Source organism: Rhizobium sp. FKY42, from assembly GCF_005222835.1.
In the GTDB taxonomy this organism is placed as follows: domain Bacteria; phylum Pseudomonadota; class Alphaproteobacteria; order Rhizobiales; family Rhizobiaceae; genus Neorhizobium.
This window is the reverse complement of the sequence record NZ_STGA01000021.1, coordinates 20697-41067: the sequence shown is the minus strand read 5'-3', so window position 1 is coordinate 41067 and position 20371 is coordinate 20697. Positions and strand designations below refer to the sequence as shown.

Sequence of the window (20371 nt, the reverse complement as noted above, 5' to 3'; positions counted from 1 at the left end):
CAGATCATCTGCGGGTTATGGCCGCGACGTCCGCCCCGGCCTCGTTGTTTCCAATCCGGCCGGAAATGCTGCGATGCCGGAACTGATCCTCAAGCCTTCTCGGACGTCGTGACAGATGAAGCAGATTCGGTATCAGCCAAGGCTGTTTCCTCCTTCCGCTTCCTCTCGACGAGTCGAGCAGCATAGATGGAAATCTCGTAGAGAAGGATCGTCGGCAGTGCAAGGCCGATCTGAGACAGCGGATCCGGGGGTGTTAGAACTGCCGCGACGACAAACGCGATGACAATTGCGAACTTGCGCTTCTCGCGAAGCCAATCGCTTGTCAACAAACCGACCCGCGCCAGCAGTGTCGTCACAACCGGTAGCTGGAAGACTAGTCCGAATGACATAACCAGCGTCATGATCAGCGAAAGATATTCCGAGACTTTCGGCATCAGCGAGATTGCGACATCCCCCTCGCCCGGCGCCTGCTGCATGGCCAGGAAGAACCACATGACCATTGGTGTAAAGAAGAAATAGACGAGTGCACCGCCAAGCAGAAACAGAAGTGGGGAAGCGACGAGAAACGGCAGGAAGGCCGCCCGCTCATTCTTGTAAAGCCCGGGCGCAACAAACTTGTAGAGCTGTGACGCGATGATCGGAAACGCAATCACCAGCGCGCCAAACATCGCTACCTTCACCTGCGTGAAGAAAAATTCTTGCGGCGCCGTATAAATCAGCTCTGATTTTGCAAGATCGAGGCCAGCCCACAGGACGGCCCACTTATAGGGTACGACCAGCAGGTTGAAGAGTTGCTTGGCGAAGAAGAAGCAGACCAGAAACGCCGCGAAAAAGGCAGCGAGCGACCAGATGAGCCGCGTGCGTAATTCCATCAGATGCTCGATCAACGGCTGAGGCTTATCGTTGTAATCGCCGTTCATGCTTGATCCTTGGATGCAGACGTCTTCTTCTTGCGTGCACTAGGCGCAACTGTTTTGACGTCGGACGCAACATCGACAGTCACAGTTCTCTTCGAATCGCCTTTTCTTGTCGGAACCGGGTTTCCGGAGGCAACCTCACTCACATTCGCAGCAGGTTTTCTTGTGCGTGTTCGTTTGACTGCCACCTCATCCGCCCCGTTTCCAGAAACGACAGCAGGCACGGCTGGTGCGACCAGCTTCGGTGTTGTTGATTTCCGAGACCTTGGGGGCTTGGCAGCCTCCAGCGCAGGCACCGGAGAAGCAGACGGGGTTTCAGGCTGTGTTTTTGTCAGCCCTGCTCCAGAGACCACAGGTGAATTGCTTGCGCCAGAGGCAGACGCCGCAGGCGGGGCTGAAGGTGCTGCAGCAGCACCGACCACCGTTGACGGCTGTGACGTAACGACGGAAGAAGATACCTGAGCAGACGTAGCAGGAACGGTCGGCGGTGTGAGAGGCGGGGTGTCCGGCAGGGAAAACGCAGGCGGCGGAATCAGATCATCGACGGACGTCGTCGTGACGGTATCCGTGCCAGCGTCGGAAGTATTCGCCCCGGAAAGCTCGGTCGCTTTCTGCAGATCATTGCGGATCTCGTTTCCCATTTCACGCAGAGGATTGATCGCCTCGCGTATTGCGTTTGCGGGATGAAACCGCTTGGCATCATCAATTGTCTGCCGCACACCATCCATATCCGCCTCTCGCAAGGCTTCATCGAACTGAGTGCGAAAATCTCCGGCCATCTTTCGCAAGTTGGATGTCATCTTGCCAAATGCGCGAAGCATAGGCGGCAGATCCTTGGGGCCAACCACGACGATCAAGACAACTGCAATGACCAGCAGCTCTGTCCAGCCGATGTCCAGCATGGGCTATACTCCCGCCACGGAACGCATATGCGTTCCGGCGACTTACTTTGTTTCTTCGCGCTGGTGATCGACAGTCTTGGCAGGCGTCGCAGTCGGCGTCGCGTCCTTGTTCTCGTCTTCGGACATGCCCTGCTTGAAGCTTTTGATGCCCTTGGCGACGTCGCCCATCAATTCCGGAATCTTGCCGCGCCCGAAGAAGATCAGCACGATGACCAGAACGATCAGCCAGTGCCACACACTAAAAGAACCCATAACTCACTCCCGTAATTGCGCGTCTAAACGATGTAAGATGTTTAGGAATATTTTTCAAACACCAAAATGTCCTCTGGCGCAACGTTCACAACCACGTCAGTCAGACCTTCCGAAAGTTGATCGGCACGGATACGTGCGCGAAGCGGCTCATCAAGTCCCTCCACGGCCAGCGTCAACAGTTCGACCACTCCGAGAAAGCGGCGTGTGATGATGCGGGCGGGCACACCGGGTCCATCGGCGCGCACGAAAACTGACGATATCCTCACCGCGATCTCCACCTCCTGACCATCGGTAACTGGACCGGAATCGCTTGTTCCGAGCGGAGTTTGCACGCGACCAGATGTAACTCTTCCCGTCAGAACATTGATCTCGGAGAAGAAACCGGCCGCAAACAGCGATCGTGGTTTCCTGTATAGATCCTGCGACCGGCCGAGCTGGACCAGTCGACCGTTACTGAGCAGAGCAATGCGGTCTGCCATTCTCATGGCTTCCTCCGCATCGTGTGTCACGACGATGGCTGTTGCGCGGCTTTGTCGCAACACATCAAGCGTATCAGCCCGAATCGAATCCTTCAGCCGCGAATCAAGCCCGCTGAAAGGTTCATCCATCAATAAAACGCCAGGACGCGGAGCCAGCGCCCGGGCCAACGCGACCCGTTGCTGCTCGCCGCCAGAGAGCGCGTGAGGAAACTTTTGCGCATAGTGCGCAAGACCCACCCGCTCAAGCGCCACCATCGCCTCGGCTGAGGCCTCCGACGAAGGAAGCGCGGTCAACCCGAACTTGACATTGTCGAGCACTGAAAGGTGCGGGAAGAGTGCATAGTCCTGAAACATCAGGCCAACGCCGCGCTTTTCTGGCGGAACAAAGCACTGAGGACCTGCCATTTCGCGACCGTCGATACACACACGCCCGCGCGTCTGCGTCTCGATACCAGCCGCGATCCGCAGCAGCGTCGTCTTGCCAGACCCCGATGGCCCCAACAGGCACAGCACTTCGCCCGGGCGCGCCTCGAGGCTTATACCGCGAATCGTTTCCTTGCCGTTATAGTGGTGGTGGATATCTTCGAAGGTCAGGCTTGCGGCAAACGTGACCCCGGCAGTCCGGCGCAGAGAAGCCCCGCCACCTCGTTGCTTTACATCTGTATTCAACGGCATGCCTTCCGTGACCTCAGCTCTCGCAATCGCTAATCGTCCGCTGTGCCACCGGGCGTCAAGAGACCGAGTTCCTCCAGATCGAGCTGGGTGATCGGGTCCTCGTCCTCGGCCAACTCATCAGCAGACGATGGCAGCGGTACACGAAAATCAGGCGGAATTCTTCCTTGCAAGAGCCCCGCGCCTTTCAATTCCTCGATACCCGGCAGGTCTCGGATTTCTTCCAGTCCAAAGTGATCTAGGAAACGTGGTGTGGTGCCCAGGGTGACAGGACGGCCGGGCGTTCTGCGGCGACCACGAAAGCGCACCCATCCTGCTTCCATCAGAACATCCAGGGTTCCGCGAGATGTTTGCACGCCACGGATCTCCTCGATCTCAGCGCGAGTGACCGGCTGATGATAGGCAATGATCGCCAAAACCTCCAGCGCTGCGCGAGAGAGTTTGCGCGATTCCGTATCATCCCGGCGAATCACGAAAGACAAATCCGCAGCAGTACGAAATGCCCAACGGTCTTCGACGCGAATGAGGTTGACGCCCCTGCTAGCGTAAAGACGGACCAATCTCGCCATCACCCTGCGCAAATCGACAGTACCGGGAAGTCGTTCGAGCAGGTATGCTTCCGAAACGGGCTCAGCTGACGCGAAAATCAAAGCTTCAGCTGTACGTTCCGCTTCCAACTCAAGGCGCGAAATTTCCTCCGGGTTATCGTGCGTGTTACCCGCCATCTCGACGTCAGTTATCGACATCAGGCTTCTCCCTCATTTGGGCCTGCAGACGTGAGTTCAGCGGACTTCTCAGATACAGACTGCCGAATACCGACTCCTGCCTCATCTCCAGCTTTCCCTCACGCACCAGTTCAAGCGATGCGGCGAATGCACTTGCGGTCGCAGTCACGCGATCGCTCGGAGGAAGGAACTCGACTAGATGAGCCTGAAGCGAAGTCCAGTCACCGATTTCACCCAGCATTGAGGTGAGCAGTTCCCTCGCCTCCACCAGCGACCAGACTTTGCGACGTTCGATTGTTACTTGCGTGATTGCCTGGCGTTGTCGCAAGTTGGCATAGGCGTGAAGGAGATCGTAGAGTTCGGCTTCGAACGTCTTGCCTGCCCTATCCGGCAGATGCTCTGGCGCTCCGCGAGCAAAAACATCTCTGCCCAGCCGGTTCCGGTTGACAAGGTGACTTGCAGCTTCGCGCATAGCCTCCAGACGCTTGAGACGAAATGCGAGCACCGCTGCCATCTCTTCGCCTGAAGGACCATCTTCCTGCCTCGACTGCTGGGGAATCAACAGTTTCGATTTGAGATAGGCGAGCCAGGCAGCCATCACCAGATAGTCCGCGGCAAGCTCGATACGAACACGACGAGCACTCTCGACGAATTCCAGATATTGCTCCGCAAGTGCAAGGACGGAAATGCGCGCAAGATCGACCTTCTGATTGCGCGCCAGGTGCAGCAGAAGGTCGAGCGGCCCCTCGAAGCCACCCACGTCGATCACAAGCGCCGCCTCGCTGACGCCTCGCGCCTCACTATCCTGCCAAAGCTTGTCCATCGGAATGGAGGTCTGCTTATCGACGGCCATCGCTATACTCGCGCCTGTGGGAGAAGCCCCTCCTCCCGCTGAGCGATGCTAGCAGAAAAAGCGGAACGGTTTACGCTGCTGGTATAAGCGACCAGAACTCGGCACGCAAATCCGCCTCGCGGGATGTGTCAGCCGGGGTAAAGCCTGCCAGTGCAGCTTCAGCCCTCTTTAGACTCTTGCCGGACAGAAGAGGAACTTCGCGCACAACCTGCGTCATTTCCTCCATGACGCCGTTGCAATGAAGGACAATATCACAGCCGCCGGAAATAATGTTGGCAGCACGCTCGCCCAGTGTGCCTTTCAGCGCGTTCATCGAACTATCGTCCGATAGAAGAAGACCATCGAAGCCAATACGGCCACGAATGACTTCATCAATGACCTTGCGCGATGTCGTTGCGGGGTTTTCGGGGTCGATCGCCGTGAAGACAATGTGAGCACTCATCCCCATGAGCTCATCTTTCATCTGCCGGAACGGCAGAAAATCGTGCGCATCGAGTTCATCGATTGATGCCGATACCACCGGCAGGTCGTGATGGGAGTCGACCATCGCACGGCCATGGCCTGGCATGTGCTTCATCACCGGCAACATGCCGCCAGCCTTCAGACCGTCCGCTGCGGCTTTACCAACGGCTGCGACAGTTGCCGTGTTTTCTCCGTAAGAACGGTTACCAATGGCGGGTGTCCCTCCGGGCACAACAACATCGAGAACGGGCAGACAGTTGATGTTGATGCCAAGCTTGGTCAGATCGAATGCATGGAGACGCGACATCAGCCATGCAGCGCGCAATCCCCGCGCCTCATCTTGCTCATAAAGCGCACCGAGCACCGAACCCGACGGATAGTTTTCGGCCATGGGCGCACGGATACGCTGAACGCGCCCGCCTTCCTGATCGATCAGCACCGGCGCATCCTGACGTCCAACCGCATCCCGCAATGACTGAACAAGATTGCGGATCTGGGCCTGGTCCTTGAGATTGCGAGCAAACAGGATGAAACCCCAAGGTTGCTGATCGCGATAAAGGGCGATTTCTTCGGCGGACAATTCCGTTCCAGCACATCCCAGGATCATTGCCTTGCAGTTGCTCATCTTTTTTCCTCTCCGAGGCCGTTCTGGATGTCGTACATTAAAGCGTGCCGCAATCTTTCAGATTCGCTCCTGACGCTTTAACTCTTTGTTTTGTCGCATGTCGTTATCGCAAAACCGCGGTACACTTTTGCGTGGACCATGCTGTAGCGGGCGATGGCCCCGACGGAAAACGGGGCGTTTCCGCCCCGTTCAAACTGTGAGAAATGAGGGTAATCAGCGTGCAATCAGGCAGCTACCACCGGCAGCACGGAGCTTTTCGCACAGAGCGGCGGCATCGTCCTTAGAGCTGCCCGCCGGGATCCGAACACGATAGAAAGTGCCTTTCCCAGCGATTTCAGCCTTGGCGATATCGACACCGCGGCCCGCAATGATATTGCCGAACTTGGCAGAAAGGTTCTTGTAGGACTTCTGGGCATCCGCTTCGGAAGGAAGCGAAGCGACCTGAAGGAAGTACCCACCCGTGCCGCCTGTCTGGGCCGCCGGTGGAGCGGCAGCAGCAGCCGTGGCTGCAGGAGAAGCAGCGGCACGGATTGCACCCTGATCGCTGACAGCTGCGACAACCTTCACCGGCTGCTCGGCAGGACGTGCAGCCGGGACAGGCGCCTGCGTCTTGTTCGTCTGGGTCGACGAGGTCGTCGTAGGAGCCGGACTTGCAGGTGTGGAAGCGGCTGCTGACACCGGCGCAGCGACAGCCTGGCTTGCAGACGTCGCCGCCGTCTTTGTCGGCTCAGCCAGTGCTGGCGCCGCCGGAACCTTCTCGGTCTTGACGGCCGTCACCGGAACCTGCCCGGCTTTGGCAGGAACTTCCTTGATTTGCTCTACCAAGGTCCCGTCTGGGCGAACAACCATCGTCTTGACCTTGCGCGGCATAACCGCCAGCTGATCCTGACCGGCTGTGGCGGCCGCCACCTGCTGTGGCAGCAAACGCGCATCCTCTGTTTCACCGACGGGCGTCGAAACGGACTCAATGCCCTCGCCCTCGGTTTCCATAGGCAAGGTCTCCAAGGTCTTCTGGACCACATCAACCGGCTGCTCGTCAGAAGAAATCAGCGAAGGCTGCTTCGGCGCATCCAACGTACCGGTCGCTACGCGATCATAAACTGCCTTGTCCTGGTTCGGAACAACCTTGCCACCCGGACTTTCAGGCGCAACCTTGACCGGTTGCGTATCGGCAGCAATGACCACCGGCCCGCCGTCACCTGTCAACTTCGAATCGTGGCTTGCGTAAAACGCGTAGCCGGACAAACCAAGGATAGCAACGAAGCCTGCCGCTGACGCTGGCAGCATCCAGTTCAGCCGCTTGCGGGGTGCCAGATAGATGGCATCGTCATCCATCTCCTCCTGCCGCGCAGCCCGCGCCGGGAAAGGTGTCTGGAGACTGCGACGAAAATCTTCCTCCAAAGCACGCTCAAAATCGTCGAGACCATCGGAAGGGCGTGCCGCGGATTTCGTGTCAGGAGAGGGTACAACCGAAATGCTGGAGGTCGCGCTGCGCGCACGTTGCGCAGCAACAGAGACCGGCTGCGGTCCAGCATTTGCCTGCGTCAGGAAGGAAGCAAGCTCCGCATCCAGATCGATGTCGAATTCCGAGTGCTGAACCGGCTGCTGTTCCGGCTCATGGACCGGAAGCTCGGGTACATTGAGGTCCGGAACCGTCTCCGGCATTTCATCCGTATCGGCCAGCAGCGCGGGATCGAAAGCCTCACCATCACCAGCCGTTTCATCGATAACCGCCTGGGGAACAGAACGGACGGGAGCGTCTGGCTTCACTGCATGAGCCGAGACCGGCGGACTCTGAATCGGTGCACCTACACCCATGGCGGCTGCAGCGCGTGAGTTTGCCAGGAAGGCTGGAACCGCAGCGACGCTGGACGGCGTTGGACGGAATTCCTGACGCGGTTCGAATGCAGCAGCGAACGGCGCTTCCGCTTCGGGTTTCGGCGCTGGATTCTGAATTGCGCCAGCCGCTTCAGCACGCGGCTGAACCGCAGGGATTGGCGGGACCGGCCGTGCTGGAGCTGCGGCAGTATCCGGCTCATCCATCAGATCCGAAAGATCGAACTCAATCTCATCGAGAGCCAGTTCAAAGTCATCATCCAGATTGGAACCGAACGCAGGCTCTTTTTCCTGTTTACCCAAACGGCCTTGGTCGGCAAAACGTTCGTCGACGACCGCAAAATCCGGGAGCGGCGCTATAGAGGTTACGGGAGGCAGTTCGGCGGACAGACGCGCCTGGGCCGCACGATCCTCGTTGCGGAAAGCCTCAACCTGCGGCAGTTCCGCCGCTACTGCCTGACGTGAAGGCTGCTGCGCCGCCATCGCGAAGGCAGCCACACGCGCCAGCTCTTCTTCCCACACCGAACTGTCGACCTGTGGTGAAGCAGAGGCGGCAACAGATCCATGCGTTGGATTGGGCGAAGCACTTGCCGGTGCCGGTTCCGCCAGACGCGGCTCATGCCGGGGCACCGAGGCTGGGTTGAAGTTTGCCAGAGGCATCCGGAAGCCGGGCTCGTAAGCCCGAGCCGGAGGCCGCGTCGCTTTGGTCGGACGCGCCTCGACCGGCATCAGTGATGTCTCAAGCTCGGAAATCAAATCGTTATCGAGACCGGCCGCATCCACAGGCGCAGCGACAGCAGGGGCCACATCAGCGACCGGACGCAACACAGTCTCTGACTCGAACGCACGCAAGGGCGAAGCCTCGGAAAACCTTGGCGCCGCTCCGATTTGATCAACCCCATGAGCCCGAGACATGGGATCGCGGCGATCGAGCGCATCAAATTCCTCGTCATTGAACGGGTCAGCCACCGGTTCACTCACGCGCGCCGAAACCGGGCCAGCGGATGGCGTCATGGATGGTTCGGAACGAGCGACGGGCGCCCCTGCCGGGCGGGACAGAACTGGCTCCGCAGAAACCGACGTACGAGTATCCTGGTAATCCTCAAGCTCGCGAAGTAATTCGTCCTCGAGATTGAATGCTGGCTCTCGACGCGGTGGCTGTTCTGCCACAGGCCGCAAGGGGGACCGCTCATCATAGCCCGCAATGCGCGCCAGTTCCGCAAGCGGATCATCATCCGCAAATACGTCAGGCGCGCCATTACGGCCATAGGCCACGTTATTGTTTGCCATACCCTTGTCCACTTACCTACGCTAACCACTGCTCATGCCAGCGCAATATGGGTAAATGGTGGCGTGACTATCGCATTTCATCCGGTGCTGCAGTGCCAGTAATGGCAAGCCCGGACTTCAATACGGACGCGACGGCGCGCACCAACCCAAGTCTGGCGATACTGGATTCTCGGTCGTTATCCTTAACAAACCGTAAGTCAGGGTTATCTTTGCCCTTATTCCAGTGCGCATGGAAGGAACTTGCCAGATCATAGAGGTAAAAAGCAAGCCGGTGAGGCTCCTGAGCCAGTGCCGCGGCCTCGATTATGCGCGGAAACTCCGCCAATTTGGCAATCAGCTGCATTTCGGCCGGGTCTGATACACCTGAAACTGTTGCCGCAAGGTCAAGTGATTCGGTATCGAGGTCCGGAAAAGCTTCTCTTGCCTGGCGGAAAACCGACATGCAGCGAGCGTGGGCATACTGGACGTAGAAGACTGGATTGTCCTTGGACTGTTCGGTCACCTTGGCGAAATCGAAATCCAGCGGCTCAGAGTTCTTCCGGTACAGCATCATGAAGCGAACCGGATCGCGACCGACTTCATCCACCACTTCACGCAGCGTTACGAAGTCTCCCGAACGTTTGGACATCTTCACCGGCTCGCCATCGCGGAACAGCTTCACGAGCTGGCACAGCAGAACCGTCAGCTTCGCAGAGCCACCGGACACGGCCCGGGCAAGCGCTTCGAGACGCTTTACATAGCCACCGTGATCGGCACCGAGAACATAGATCATCTCGTTGTAGCCGCGGTCGAACTTGTCCTTGAAGTAGGCCACGTCCGCCGCGAAATAGGTATAGCTGCCGTCGGACTTGATCAGCGGACGATCGATGTCGTCACCGACATCCGTCGAGCGGAACAGCGTCTGCTCGCGGTCTTCCCAATCTTCCGGCAACTGGCCCTTCGGCGGCGGAAGCGTCCCGCGATAGACATGCCCTTTGAATGTCAGATCGTTGATTGCCTGACGGATACGCGCCGCGCCATCGGCATGCAGACCGCGTTCCGAATAGAAGATGTCATGATGGACGTTGAGAGCATCCAGATCCTCCCGGATCATCGCCATCATAGCGTCGATGGCGCGATCCTTGACGATCGGCATCCACTCGTCCTGCGGCATGTTATGCAGCTTAGTACCAAATTCCTTGGCGAGTGCCTGGCCGACGGGAACGAGATAATCTCCGGGGTAGAGACCTGGGGGGATTTCACCTACCGTTTCCCCCAGCGCTTCCCGATAACGAAGGAAGACCGATCTTGCCAGCACATCGATCTGGGAGCCGGCATCATTGATGTAGTATTCCTTGATAACCTCGTAGCCCGCAAATGCCATGAGGTTGGCGAGAGCATCACCTACGACAGCGCCGCGGCAATGTCCTACATGCATCGGTCCGGTAGGATTTGCCGAAACGAATTCGACATTGACCTTGCGCCCTGCGCCGACCGCGGAGCGCCCATAGCCTTCGCCATCACGGATGATGCTGGCGAGCAGTCGCTGCCAGTAGGCGGAAGACAAGCGAATATTGATGAAGCCCGGCCCGGCAACCGTTACGTCTACGACATCTGCATCCTTCTTAAGGCGCTCCGCAATAATATCTGCCAGCGCGCGAGGATTCGTACCCAGCGGCTTTGCAAGCACCATCGCCGCATTCGTCGCAACATCGCCATGGCTTGGATCGCGAGGCGGCTCGACAGTCAGACGATTGAAATCGACACTTTCGCGCTTTTCACGAATGAGATCGATGGATTCAAGTGCCTCTTTGATCCGAACTTCGAAATCGGCGAACAGGTTCATGGTGCTGCATCCCAGCAAAAAGGGCGGAAAGGCCGCCAATCAATTGGTTTCGGTGGGGTGCCTAACGCAAATCAGGGGTGCGGTCAAACAGGCGCATATGGGCCTTCACAGCATAAGTGTCGGTCATCCCTGCCAGATAGTCGCCTACATGGCGTGCGCGTGCCGCTTCGCTGAGCCCGGCTATGTGACTGACCCAATAGTGGCTCTGCATCTCTGACGGGTCCTGCATATAGGCTCCGAACAGATCCGTTACGATCTGCGCCGCCCCAGCCCGAATCCGCATGATTTCAGGATGTCGGTATATGCGCGAGAACAACAGCTTCTTGATCGACTTGTCCGTTTCCGCCATTTCATCCGAGAAGGTCGCGATGGCATGATCCGCGGCACGGATGTCGAGCACACTTTCCGGTTTCAGATCCTCAAGGCGTCGCTGCGCCACACCGATCACGTCTTCGACCATATGTGTGATCTGTCGGCGCATGATCTCGTTCGCAAAGCGGGCAGGCTCCAGATTCGGATACTTCGTCCTCACCTCCCGCATCATTGCCGCAAGGAAGGGCACATCTTCCAGCATGTCGAAGGTCAGATAGCCGGATCGCAGTCCGTCATCGATATCGTGCGTGTTATAGGCAATGTCGTCGGCAATGGCCGCAACCTGCGCTTCGAGACTGGCGAAACTTGCAAGTTCGAGATCATTGATCTCGCAATAGTCGAGAATGGGTTGTGGAACGGGACCGCGTGTCCCGGTCGCTGAATGATCCATCAGGGGACCATTGTGTTTGACCAGACCTTCCAGGCTTTCCCACGTCAGGTTGATGCCATCGAACTCAGCGTATCGCCGTTCTAGCTTTGTGACGATGCGCAGCGATTGGGCATTGTGATCAAAGCCGCCGTAGGGCAGCAGAACCTCATGCAGAGCGTCCTCGCCAGTGTGTCCAAAAGGCGTATGACCGAAATCATGAACCAACGCCACGCCCTCAGCCAGATCCTCGTCGATCTTCAAGGCTCTGGCGAGTGCGCGGGCGATCTGTGCCACCTCGATCGTATGTGTGAGGCGGGTTCTATAGTGATCGCCATCCACCCCGATAAAGACCTGCGTCTTGTGCTTCAGGCGGCGAAACGCAGTGGTATGGACAATACGGTCACGGTCCCGCTGGAATTCCGACCGCGTCAGACTGGAATTCTCTGGTACCAGGCGCCCCCGGCTCTGCCACGGGTCGGAAGAAAAAATAGCCCGTTCGCCGCTGCCAAAACCCAGAATACGTGTATCGACTGACATGATCCATCCGTTTTGCGCATAACATGCAGACGCGAAGCACCATTGACGCGCCCTTCAACCCTTCATACCTATACAGCGAAGCAACGCAAAGCGATTGCAGCGATCTCCGGGCCTTGACCCCGGCCAGAAGGCAAGAATAGACCATGACAGATGCACCAGTAACCGTTTCCGAATCCGCCGCCCGGCGTATTGCCGAGATTGTATCTGCCGATGCTGGCAAGAAAGCATTGCGCGTCTCCGTCGAAGGGGGCGGCTGTTCCGGCTTCTCCTACAAATTCGACGTCGTGGACGCTCAGGAAGAAGATGATCTCGTGATTTCGAAAGATGGCGCCACGGTGCTGATCGACAGTCTTTCGCTGGTGTACATGACGGGGTCGGAAATCGACTTTGTCGATAACCTGCTTGGTCAGTCGTTCCAGATTAAAAATCCAAATGCCGTGGCGAGTTGCGGCTGTGGAACGAGCTTCTCGATCTGAGATCGATCGTCGATTTCCACTTTCATTGATTGCGCCTTGAGTTAAAACAGCAGGGCAATCGGGAAAGTCATAATGAAGATCGCCACCTGGAACATAAACGGGATCAAAGCCCGCATCGACAACCTGCGCCAGTGGCTGAGTGATTTCTCCCCTGATATCGTTTGCCTGCAGGAGATAAAGTCGGTCGATGAAGGATTTCCAAGACTGGAAATCGAATCGCTCGGCTATCACGTTGAAACCCACGGCCAAAAGGGCTTCAACGGCGTCGCCATCCTATCAAAGCTGAAGCCGGAAGATGTGACGCGCGGCCTGCCGGGCGACGATAACGATGAACAGTCTCGCTATATTGAGGCTGTGTTTTCTGTACCTTCCGGCGTTGTGCGGGTCGCCTCCATCTATCTTCCCAATGGCAACCCAGCCGATGATCCGGTCAAATATCCTTACAAGCTGGCGTGGATGGAGCGATTGAGGCTCCATGCAGCAAACCGTCTGCTTCTGGAGGAGCCGCTGATTCTTGCTGGCGACTACAACGTGATTCCAGAGCCGCACGACTGCTATGACCCCGCGGCCTGGGCTGCGGACGCGCTATTCCTTCCTGCGACGCGTGCTTCGTTTCGCCGGCTGGAAAATCTAGGGCTTGTTGACGCCGTCAGAGCAACGACAGACCAGACCAAGCTTTATACATTCTGGGATTATCAGGCCGGTGCCTGGCAGAAGAATAACGGCATCCGCATCGATCATTTGCTGCTGTCACCGGAAGCGGCCGACAGACTGGTCAGCACGTCCATCGAGAAGCAGGTCAGGGCTTGGGAAAAGCCTTCGGATCACGTGCCGGTCGTCGGTACATTCAACTTCGCCTGATACCGAACATTCTGTCGGAGGCGAGATTCAGTCGCCGCCGTCTTCCACGTCGAACTGTTGGGCTAGCACGATGGCGCTACGGCGGTCCTGCTCGGTTGTCAGCGAAAATGCATCTTCCTGCAATCGCTGCATCCAGGAACACTCGTTCTTGCTGCAACGATCCAGCGCGGCAGTCATGTAAGCCAGACCTCGCACCGACTGACCTTCCTGGAACAGGAGGTTGCCGAACACAGACATCGCGCCGGCATGCCCGCCTTTGCGTGCTTGGTTCAACCACTTCTTTGCCTGCAGAACGTTGCGAGCTCCGCCCTCACCCGTTAGCATCATCTGGGCGAGCTGGAACTGCGCCTCTGCCACGCCAAAAGTCGAAGCAACCTGGAAATACAGCTGACGTGCCTGAGACAGATCCGTGCGGATCGGAGACCCAGGAATACCGTGACGATAGTAGTCAGCCAAAGCCAGCAATGCATTGACAAAAAAGCCGGTATCTTCCGAGCCGGGCTCGATGCCCTGGCTGGCGATCTCGTTGTAGATCTTGAAGGCCTCATAATCATTCTTCGCGACGCCGTCGCCGAAGGCATACATATTGGCAAGCGCCCATCGTGATCCGGTATGCCCCTTTTCCGCAGCATAGCGATAGGCTTCGACCGCATCCTTTTTCTGGCCGTTCTTGTAGGCCTTGAAACCGAACTTGAAGAGGTCGAACGGGCCTGACTCTTTGGTCACACCGGAACTGATATCGAAAGCGACAGCAGTGCGGGCAGGCGCGAACGCCAAAACCAGCCCGAGCGTCATCAGCCCAAAGGATACCTTGGAAAACATCAGCATGTTTACGCTTCCTTAACTATGCTGATGATTGAAGCTGACATGGCAAAAATCGACGAACATGTTTCTCGATGACGAAGAGAACCGCGGCTGATCACCATTATCATGCACCTACTCCGAACAATTGCTCCGGTGCACTCATCAAAGACACTTGAACCGGATCAGCTCGCCTGCCTTGCAGACGGGCAGCGATCGAGAGCATAACATGCGTTTTCGGCAAGACTGCGGCTTCCGCCGAACTCCGAATTCCATTCCCTTTTGAAGTCGAGCACAACGCCCGCTTCGCTGGAAAACTTGGATTTTCCTTCGAGAAATCGCCCATGTTACTCCGATACGCGCCCCGCCCCCGCAGGTCCGCTTTCTTTCTGCCTATCTCGCTGCGCCTCGTTTGTGGCGGGAAATGGACAGAAGTTGATGCTCAAGAATGTACAATCGAACGTCGTAAAAATCTGTTGCTGAATCGTCACAAAATCGGACACTCGAAACATCGTTAGCAGGTTATTTGTGACCGCAACCTCCGTTAACGTTAGTCATAATCCTAAGCCGCAAATGAAAACGCCCCAGTTCGCCGGGAACCGGGGCGCGCATTCTTGATGACGTTATCAGAATATCAGAACTTGACCTTGACCGAGGTTGAGACAGCCGCAACCAAGTCATTGCCAAAGGAATAGGTCGCGTCCGTACCATAACGCACGCCGTTAATGGTGGTGCTGCTGGAGGTACCCGAGGTGAGAATGCCCAGAAGGCCTGCCAGACGAAGCTCAACATTCTGCGTCGGAGAATAGGATACGGCAGCACCGACAGACCATGTATCCGTCTGCGTGCCGAAGCCCTGGCTCGTCCCACGATCCCATGTCAGGCTAACAGCGCCGCTCCACTGATCGTTGAACTTGTGGCCGATACCGCCACTGATGGTCCAGCCATCCCGGTAACCGAGATCAAGCGACGTGACCTGAGTCGCACCATTACAGACCGGCGTACCAACAACGCACAACGGAATTGTTTGCAGCTGGCTCCAATCGACCCACTTGACCGAACCGAACGCCAGCCAGTCTGGAGCGATACCAGACTGAACCTTAAGCTCGAGGCTGTCGGGCATCTTCTGCGCACCATAAACGTTCAACACGCGACCGTTGACCTGCGACAGATTTAGCGTGCCGGAAATATCGTCGAGGTTGACTTCGCTGTTATACACAAGGCTTGCGCGGAAAGCGTATTCTGGAATCTCATAGGCAACGCCAGCGCGCCAGCCCCAAGCGCTGTCTTTCAGATCAAGACGACCGATACCGTTCCCAACAACACCGGTGAACCCTGCCGGAGCCACAAGCCTTTCCTTGAAGCCGCTCACTTCCTGATGGAAGCCGCCGCCGATCACGCGCAACTGCCCTGGACCAACATCAAAACGATAAGAGCAGGTGACGGCATAGTTGTCGCTCTTGATCTTTGTTTCGGTGTTTTCATTGGCGCCGCGCCAGTTACGACCGGGCTTGGTGTGCGCACCCCAAGGCTGCGAATAGTCGAACATGCAGTCCGCCGCATCGCCGATCGCCGCCTTGATGCCCACGCGCGGAACCCAATAGCCTTCCGAGTCGTCAGCAGTCGTTGTTCCACCGTTCAGACCGTTCGACCCCAAGCCATCCGTACGATCGATATCCTGAACATTCTTCAATTTCCGCTGAGGGGCGACATAGGTTGTCGAGGACTCCACGGCGACCGATGAACGATCGAACAACAGGTCGATGTTGTAGCCGCCGCGCTCGAGGCCGCCTGCCAATGCACTCGTGTTAAGAGCACCGACCGCCGCCGCAGCCAGAAGGCCCTTTGTAAGATGAGTTCTTACCATAATTCTCCCACTCCCAGGTAAGTGACCATCGCACAGCCTAATTGTCACAGTTTAAAACACAACTTCGACACATTCCCGCCATTGTGAAGAATGTGCAGAAAAATTTACGTAAGCTCGCAAGAGGCAGTCAAAAATGACTAATTCATCACATTATTTTTCTAATTAATAAACAGATAGCCCCATTAATGTAGTCGATTATTCTCACTGTGAGCTGAATGTGGCCCGCAAGCAACATTGCGTGAATTCGCGCAAACGGCGCAAAGTTAACACCAATTCCAGGCGAATTCGTCAAAATGAAAACAAAAGGCCCCGGCGCGGAACGCCGAGGCCTTGGTTTAACGATAACGGAAAGAATCAGCCTGCTTCGGCAATCCGCTGAAGTGCCGTCTTCAGGCTCGTCTGCTGCAATTGCATCTCGCTCAAGCGTTCGCGCTCGGCTGCCACAACTTCCGGATCGGCATTAGCGACAAACTTCTCGTTGGCGAGCTTCTTTTCGGCACGATCAATATCGGCCTGCACCTTTCCAAGCGCCTTCTCGATTCGTGTCTTCTCGGCACCAAGATCAATCAGACTTCCAAGCGGAAGACACGCAGTTGCCTCTGCGATCACGACCTGGGCTGCGCCGCGCGGCGCGGTATCGGAAAGCTCAATCGTTTCGACACGCGCCAGGCGCTCAACTGCAGCCTGATGCCTCTGCAAACGACCCTGGGTCAAGGCAGAGGCACCAACCACGATCAGGGGAGCCTTGGCCGATGGTGGCACGTTCATCTCAGAACGAGCCGAGCGGATACCCGTGACAAGATCGACCAGCCAGTTGATTTCCGAAGCTGCCGCGTCGTCAGCGAAGTTCGGAGCAGGCCAATCAGCGTGACACAGCAGACCGTCACGCTCGCTTGTGTGAGCCCAAAGCTCTTCCGTCATAAATGGCATGAACGGATGCAGAAGCTTGTAGGTTTCTTCCAGCACATAGGCCACGCAAGCCTGGGCCTCGAGCTTGGCTGTCTCATCCGTTCCAGAGAAAATCGGCTTCAGCAGTTCGAGATACCAGTCGCATACCTGATTCCAGACGAAGCGGTAGAGGCTGCCTGCAGCATCGTTGAAACGCTGCGTTTCGACTGCAGTCGTTACCTCAGCGATTGTGGAGGAAAGTTCCGTCAGGATCCAGCGATTGACCGTCAGCGTTGCAGCGTCGGGAACGAACTTCGGATCGCGCTTGACGCCATTCATTTCCGCGAAACGGGTCGCGTTCCACAGCTTGGTGCCGAAGTTACGATATCCTGCTATGCGAGCCGGGTCCAACTTCACGTCACGCCCCTGCGCCGCCATGATCGCCAGCGTGAATCGCAGTGCATCGGCCCCGTATTCGTCTATCAGCTCAAGCGGATCGATGACGTTTCCCTTGGACTTCGACATCTTCTGCCCGTTCTTGTCGCGCACAAGTGCGTGCACATAGACGGTGTGGAAAGGTTCGACAGGATTGCCGTCCTCATCCTTCATGAAGTGCAGGCCCATCATCATCATGCGGGCGACCCAGAAGAAGATGATGTCAAAGCCGGTGACGAGCACGCTGGTGGGATAATAGCGCGCAAGCTCAGGAGTTTGGTCCGGCCAGCCGAGCGTCGAGAACGGCCATAGCGCCGACGAGAACCACGTATCGAGAACATCTTCGTCACGAGTGAGGATTGCGCCGGGATCGAAATTTTCGAGCTTTTCCTGAACCCAGGCCTTCCACGGTCCTTCGTGCGCCAGATAGTGCTGGACTGCTGCGTCCAGCGCTTCCTCTTCCGTCTTCTCGACGAAGACCTGACCATCCGGTCCATACCAGGCCGGAATCTGATGGCCCCACCAGAGCTGGCGCGAAATGCACCAGGGTTGAATGTTCTCCATCCACTCGTAATAGGTCTTGTCCCAGTTCTTCGGAACAAAGTTCGTGCGTCCTTCGCGAACCGATGCGATGGCGGGCTCGGCAAGAGTCTTGGCATCCACGAACCACTGATCCGTCAGCATGGGTTCGATGACGACGTTCGAGCGGTCGCCGAATGGCTGCATGATCTTCTTGTTTTCAACGTAGGGCACATCATTGCCCTCTGCGTCCTTGGTCGTCACGGCAAGACCGTCCGCGTTGATGGCAGCAACGATCCGCTTGCGCGCCTCATAGCGATCCAATCCGCGATATTCTTCCGGAACCAGATTGATGTCGTCAACCTCCGCCTCGCTGGGAAGCCTGCCGGACTTCGTGATGGCAAGTGCCTGCTCTGCACAACGGGCATAGGGCTCGCCATCCTGTCGCATCTGCGCCTGGGTATCCATCAGGCGGTAAAGCGGAATGTTGTTCCGGCGCGCCACCTGATAGTCGTTAAAGTCATGCGCACCGGTGATCTTGACCGCGCCAGAACCGAACGTCGGATCCGGATACTCATCAGCGATGATCGGTATCAAACGGCGATGCTCTTTTGGACCAACAGGAATTTCGCAGAGTTTTCCAATAATTGGTGCATAACGTTCATCCGATGGATTAACAGCTACCGCACCATCACCGAGCATGGTTTCAGGACGCGTTGTCGCGATGGCAATATAATTGCGCTCTTCCTGGAAGGTTACATTGCCATCGGCATCCTTTTCCACATAGGTGTAGGTTTCCCCACCGGCCAGTGGATATTTGAAATGCCACATGTGGCCATCGACTTCGCGGTTCTCGACTTCGATGTCCGATATCGCGGTTTCGAATTGCGGGTCCCAGTTGACCAAGCGCTTGCCGCGATAGATGAGGCCCTGCTTGTAGAGGGTTACGAAGACCTCAAGCACAGCTTTCGACAGGCCTTCGTCCATGGTGAATCGCTCGCGTGACCAATCGCAGGACGCGCCAAGCCGCTTCAACTGGTTGAAGATCAATCCGCCCGATTCAGCCTTCCATTCCCAGACCTTGTCGATGAAGGCTTCGCGGCCGAGAGCCCGACGACCGGGTTGCTGTGCTTCCGCAAGCTTACGCTCCACAACCATCTGGGTCGCGATCCCCGCATGGTCCATTCCCGGCTGCCAAAGCACGTCCTTGCCGCGCATCCGCTCGAAACGGACCATGATATCCTGCAGCGTGTTGTTCAGGGCATGGCCCATATGCAAGGAACCCGTCACGTTTGGCGGAGGAATGACGATCGTGAAGGTTTCCGCGTTCGGCTTTGCGTTCGCACCGGCGCGAAACGCATCGGCATCATCCCATGCGGCTGCGATCTTCGGTTCTACAGAGGCGGAATCATAAGTTTTTTCGAGCATTTTGGGACCAAAACCTGGAGTTCTCGTTGCTGGCTGTAAATAGGACTGCCAGATGCGAGTCAATAAAAAAGCCGCCTCAACGGCGGCTATCGAGGGTGACAGGATCCGTTCACCGCCGCGGGCCGCGCGCTACGCGCTCGATTTCCTCGCGCACAAGCCGCTCGACCAGTGTCGGCAAATTATCGTCCAACCACTCACGCAGCATGGGACGCAGCATCTCTTTTGCCATATCTTCAACGGTCTCGCGCTCGATACCATTCACGACCTGAGCAAGATCGTTGAAAGACCGCGCAATCTGCGCACCTGCCTCTTCAGATAACAGCGAGGTGGCCTGTTCAATGCGGGCCGGCAACGTCTGTTCGCGACTTTCGTGCGCTTGAGCATTCGCAGCGTCGCGGTAGATCTGGTCCCGCTGAGCAGAAGGATGCTCGATCGGCTGGACCTGAACGGGGCGCACTCGCTCTGCATTCACATAGGGGGGGTGCTGCACGGCCTGGGGAGCTGGACGGTGCATTTCCGGTTGAGGGGCCGCTGAATGAACTGCCACTCCAGCGTCGGCAGGTCGCGCAGCCCCGGCACGAACCCTGGCTGCAACATCTGCCAGAGATAGTGACTTTTCGCTAACATGCAGCGGCTCTGCCGCAACTTCTCTCATTTCCATGACCGCTCTCGAATGCTCAGCGTGAACAGGTTCCGCATAGGACATGCCTGGGTCATTCGCAGGGACCTGGGACATGTAGCCATCGTCATAGTCCGACTCGACATCGAACTCTTCATCATCATCTAAATAAGAAGAATCTTGCGCGCCCCTGGCCGACTGGCTTTCGCTGATCGGATCATTGCTTTCGATGATCCGGCGGATGGATGCCAGAATCTCTTCCATGGAGGGTTCACGCGCGACGTTTGGCTGAGCCATTTTTATCCCCGATCTGAAAGTCGAGCCCGCATCACACTTATGCTCGCAGGCAACGAATCATAA

General features: G+C 57.0%; 16 protein-coding genes. 2 read left to right on the top strand and 14 right to left on the bottom strand.

The genetic code is table 11. From position 1 onward, the window contains the following. Window positions 1-89: 89 nt before the first annotated feature. The 10 genes from tatC to E8M78_RS08000 form a co-directional block, all read right to left on the bottom strand. Window positions 90-920 (bottom strand): twin-arginine translocase subunit TatC, encoded by an 831-nt coding sequence (gene tatC / locus E8M78_RS08045; protein WP_137134578.1) that lies wholly within the window; start codon window positions 918-920, stop codon window positions 90-92. Further along, complete coding sequence (tatB, locus tag E8M78_RS08040; RefSeq protein WP_137134577.1) at window positions 917-1819, bottom strand: Sec-independent protein translocase protein TatB; 903 nt, start codon at window positions 1817-1819, stop codon at window positions 917-919. Before tatB ends, tatC begins: the two co-directional genes overlap by 4 nt. A 42-nt stretch (window positions 1820-1861) precedes the next feature. After that, on the bottom strand, window positions 1862-2071 hold the full coding sequence (locus E8M78_RS08035) for a twin-arginine translocase TatA/TatE family subunit (RefSeq protein ID WP_062554642.1): 210 nt from the start codon (window positions 2069-2071) through the stop codon (window positions 1862-1864). A gap of 41 nt (window positions 2072-2112) precedes the next feature. After that, window positions 2113-3225: an ABC transporter ATP-binding protein gene (locus tag E8M78_RS08030; RefSeq protein WP_137134576.1), complete on the bottom strand. Its 1113-nt coding sequence runs from the start codon at window positions 3223-3225 to the stop codon at window positions 2113-2115. Window positions 3226-3254: 29 nt separating this feature from the next. Further along, window positions 3255-3947 carry an SMC-Scp complex subunit ScpB gene (gene scpB, locus E8M78_RS08025; protein ID WP_246658272.1) on the bottom strand — a complete coding sequence of 231 codons (693 nt, stop codon included), beginning with the start codon at window positions 3945-3947 and terminating at the stop codon, window positions 3255-3257. Between the two features lie 7 nt (window positions 3948-3954). Further along, a complete protein-coding gene (locus E8M78_RS08020) occupies window positions 3955-4800 on the bottom strand; it encodes a ScpA family protein (RefSeq protein WP_170973364.1) in 846 nt (281 codons plus the stop codon). 70 nt (window positions 4801-4870) lie between these two features. Beyond that, window positions 4871-5887, bottom strand: coding sequence for a beta-N-acetylhexosaminidase (gene nagZ / locus E8M78_RS08015; RefSeq protein WP_137134574.1), 1017 nt, complete (start codon window positions 5885-5887; stop codon window positions 4871-4873). Between the two features lie 213 nt (window positions 5888-6100). After that, window positions 6101-9013: an SPOR domain-containing protein gene (locus tag E8M78_RS08010; RefSeq protein WP_137134573.1), complete on the bottom strand. Its 2913-nt coding sequence runs from the start codon at window positions 9011-9013 to the stop codon at window positions 6101-6103. 67 nt (window positions 9014-9080) lie between these two features. After that, on the bottom strand, window positions 9081-10838 hold the full coding sequence (argS, locus tag E8M78_RS08005) for an arginine--tRNA ligase (protein WP_137134572.1): 1758 nt from the start codon (window positions 10836-10838) through the stop codon (window positions 9081-9083). A gap of 61 nt (window positions 10839-10899) precedes the next feature. Continuing rightward, on the bottom strand, window positions 10900-12117 hold the full coding sequence (locus E8M78_RS08000; RefSeq protein WP_137134571.1) for a deoxyguanosinetriphosphate triphosphohydrolase: 1218 nt from the start codon (window positions 12115-12117) through the stop codon (window positions 10900-10902). Window positions 12118-12260: 143 nt separating this feature from the next. On the opposite strand from E8M78_RS08000, the gene erpA reads away from it, so the two are divergent. After that, a complete protein-coding gene (erpA, locus tag E8M78_RS07995) occupies window positions 12261-12593 on the top strand; it encodes an iron-sulfur cluster insertion protein ErpA (protein WP_137134570.1) in 333 nt (110 codons plus the stop codon). Between the two features lie 72 nt (window positions 12594-12665). After that, window positions 12666-13454, top strand: a complete 789-nt coding sequence (gene xth / locus E8M78_RS07990; protein ID WP_137134569.1) for an exodeoxyribonuclease III — start codon at window positions 12666-12668, stop codon at window positions 13452-13454. Between the two features lie 27 nt (window positions 13455-13481). Here the strand turns inward: xth and exoR are convergent, their stop codons facing one another. The 4 genes from exoR to E8M78_RS07970 form a co-directional block, all read right to left on the bottom strand. Continuing rightward, entirely contained in the window at window positions 13482-14249 is a 768-nt protein-coding gene (gene exoR, locus E8M78_RS07985) for an exopolysaccharide production regulator ExoR (RefSeq protein WP_246658271.1), read from the bottom strand. Window positions 14250-14889: 640 nt separating this feature from the next. Continuing rightward, entirely contained in the window at window positions 14890-16122 is a 1233-nt protein-coding gene (locus E8M78_RS07980) for an OmpP1/FadL family transporter (protein ID WP_137134567.1), read from the bottom strand. A gap of 354 nt (window positions 16123-16476) precedes the next feature. Then, window positions 16477-19392, bottom strand: a complete 2916-nt coding sequence (locus tag E8M78_RS07975) for a valine--tRNA ligase (RefSeq protein ID WP_137134566.1) — start codon at window positions 19390-19392, stop codon at window positions 16477-16479. A gap of 109 nt (window positions 19393-19501) precedes the next feature. Further along, the gene (locus E8M78_RS07970; protein WP_137134565.1) at window positions 19502-20308 is read right to left on the bottom strand and encodes a DUF2497 domain-containing protein; all 807 of its coding nucleotides are present in this window, start codon (window positions 20306-20308) and stop codon (window positions 19502-19504) included. Between the last annotated feature and the right edge of the window lie 63 nt (window positions 20309-20371).